Raw genomic sequence first — 2,504 nt, 5'->3', positions numbered from 1 at the left:
TCTTTGTACAAAGATGGCCTTCCTTTGATGAAACGACTAATTCAAGCTCGTTGCTCTATTACTGCTCCTCCTACTCTTCCGATACCTCTCTAAACCTGACCAAACGTCTTTCCAAAAGAGCCACACCCAATTGATTTAGGTAAGCTATATCATGTCTTTGTGAAGTTCTTGTTTAACCAGTTGAGCTAAGGTTTGGGCAGCTCCTGGTTTTCCGCGAACGCTCTTGAGATGCGATCGCATTTCCGACAACTTCTCTGGATGCTCCAGATAGTCTAGAGCAAGTTGGGCAACCTCAACCGGCTCAAGCTTTCCTACCAATTCTGGCACAATTTCCCTTTTTGCCCAAATATTGGGCCATGCAAACATACGCTTTTGCCCTAGCACCAACCAGTTAATCACTTTCGCTACGCTAGAGCCTACTCCTGGTAACTTGACCAATAGACCGGGTAAGCCATCCCAAGCCCGCATGGCATCTAACTGTTGCGTCGGCAACAGCACAATCATTGGCACGGCCAGAGACCCCAACTCAGCGGTATTCGCTCCCACTGTGGTTAAGCAAAGACAACATTGCGATAACAATTCATAGGTAGGAAAGGACTCCCAGAGTTCTACACACAAGCCACTGGGGGTTTTGAGGAATAGTTGCGGGGGCGGGGTATTTGGTTGAAGGTTAGGAGGTTGAAGGGTTGAAGGTTGAAGGGTTGAAGGTTGAAGGGTTGAAGGTTGAAGGGTTGAAGGTTGAAGGGTTGAAGGTTGAAGGGTTGAAGGTTGTTCGCCTTTGGCGTTGCCGTAGGGTAGGTTATCGGAGTTTGAACCTGTAACTTGTAACCCCTTAACTTGTAACCCCTTAACTTGTAACCCCTTAACCTGTAACCCCTTAACCTGTAACCCCTTAACCTGTAACCCCTTAACTTGTAACCCTGGATTAATCACCGAGTCGTTATCAACTTTATATATAAGTTGTGCCTCTGACCATCCTGTCTTGTTAATAATGGGATTGTGATCTCGATTGGCAAATTTGGCTAATGTTTTTAGATCTATGGTAGGAGCAACCGGAATCACAAAGCGAGTTTGGGGTCTAGCCCTATGGATGTGTTCAGCGATCGCTAAAGATAAAGGTACTCCCTGAGCTAGTTTGGCTGGTTTTGACCCCGGTAATAGTCCGATCACTTCAGTGGAATGTTGAAGGTTATCTTCGGTTGTTCGCGAAGCGTGGCCTTTTGGCCAAGGTTGTTTAGTTGAAGGTTGTTTAGTTGAAGGTTGTTTGGTTGAAGGTTGTTCGCGTAGCGTGGCCTTTTGGCCAAGGTTATCTTCTTGGGTTGTTCGCGTAGCGTGGCCTTTTGGCCAAGGTGGTTGGGTTGAATGTTGTTCGCGTAGCGTGGCCTTTTGGCCAAGGTTATCTTCTTGGGTTGAACCTGTAACCTGAGAACCTGCAACCTTCAACCCCTGAGTAACCTGTAACCCCTGAGTAACCTGTAACTCCTGAGTAACCTGAGAACCTGCAACCTGTAACCCTTGAGTAACCTGTAACTCCTGATTAACCTGAGAACCGGTAAGGGGTAATCCCCTAATCTCTGCCATTAAATCCCCTACTAGGGTGAATTTGTGGGCATATTTCTTAGGCACTTGAGCGATAATATCGGGTTTCATCACGCCAAAGTGGTCAATCCAGGGGTACCAACGAGCATCCCACTCGGCATAGACAACACTGCGATACCCTAAGCGCTTACTAATCACTACTGGAAAAAATTGGTCTCCCCCTAGGAATAGAACAACCCCTTGTGGATGCCAGTCCCAGTTTTGAGCTGTCTTGCCCCACAACAAGAATGGCAAAAAATCCTCTGCTGCTTGAACCCGGTCTACTTCTGGGTAGGATTTTGCGATCGCATCTTCTTTGCCCGTGGCATGAGGGCAAGGAGATAGGACTACCGATATCCGGAGTAATGAACGGTCATTGCCTAAAGTTTCCCGCAATGCCTTCACCACTGGTCGCACCCAGGTGGTCACCTCTCCTGGGCCATTGGACATAACTAAAATATCTGCTGCTGGCACTCTTCCCCACTCCTAATTATGACGATATGGCTTGCTATCAGTTATCAGTTATCAGTTATCAGCTATCAGCTTTCAGCTTTCAGCTTTCAGCTTTCAGCTTTCAGCTTTCAGCTTTCAGCTTTCAGCTATCAGTTATCAGCTTATGTGCTACCCGCACGCTACTTGAGGTGCTTTCAGCCAAACGCGAGTGCGTGGCCAACGGCCAAGGTCAAGGTCTGACTGCTGACTGCTGACTGCTGACTGCTGACTGCTGACTGCTGACTGCTGACTGCTGACTGCTGACTGCTGACTGCTGAGTGCTGACTGCTGAGTGCTGACTGCTGAGTGCTGACTGCTGACTGCTGACTGCTGACTGCTGACTGCTGACTGCTGACTGCTGACTGCTGACTGCTGAGTGCTGACTGCTGACTGCTGACTGCTGACTGCTGACTGCTGAGTGCTGACTGCTGACT

General features: G+C 48.4%; 2 protein-coding genes and 1 pseudogene. All 3 read right to left on the bottom strand.

What is annotated here, in order from left to right; all coding sequences use genetic code 11:
• Positions 1–144: 144 nt before the first annotated feature.
• Positions 145–1,581 (bottom strand): hypothetical protein, encoded by a 1,437-nt coding sequence (locus F6K37_RS45875; RefSeq protein WP_502887813.1) that lies wholly within the window; start codon positions 1,579–1,581, stop codon positions 145–147.
• Positions 1,570–2,028 (bottom strand): annotated as a pseudogene (locus F6K37_RS45870) (lipid-A-disaccharide synthase); the annotation flags it as partial. The pseudogene F6K37_RS45870 and the gene F6K37_RS45875, both read right to left, overlap by 12 nt.
• Before the next feature lie 171 nt (positions 2,029–2,199).
• The coding region (locus F6K37_RS37990) for a hypothetical protein (RefSeq protein ID WP_287256230.1) at positions 2,200–2,504 on the bottom strand (305 nt) is incomplete at its 5' end.

Origin of the sequence: Moorena sp. SIO4E2 (assembly GCF_010671945.1) — a bacterium.
Taxonomy (GTDB): Bacteria; Cyanobacteriota; Cyanobacteriia; order Cyanobacteriales; family Coleofasciculaceae; genus Moorena; species Moorena producens.
This window is presented reverse-complemented; position numbering and strand designations above follow the sequence as displayed.

What these genes read in the sequence shown, in the direction of transcription:
- F6K37_RS45875 (WP_502887813.1), bottom strand. Translation starts at nt 1,581, where the DNA reads ATGGCAGAGATTAGGGGATTACCCCTTACCGGTTCTCAGGTTAATCAG.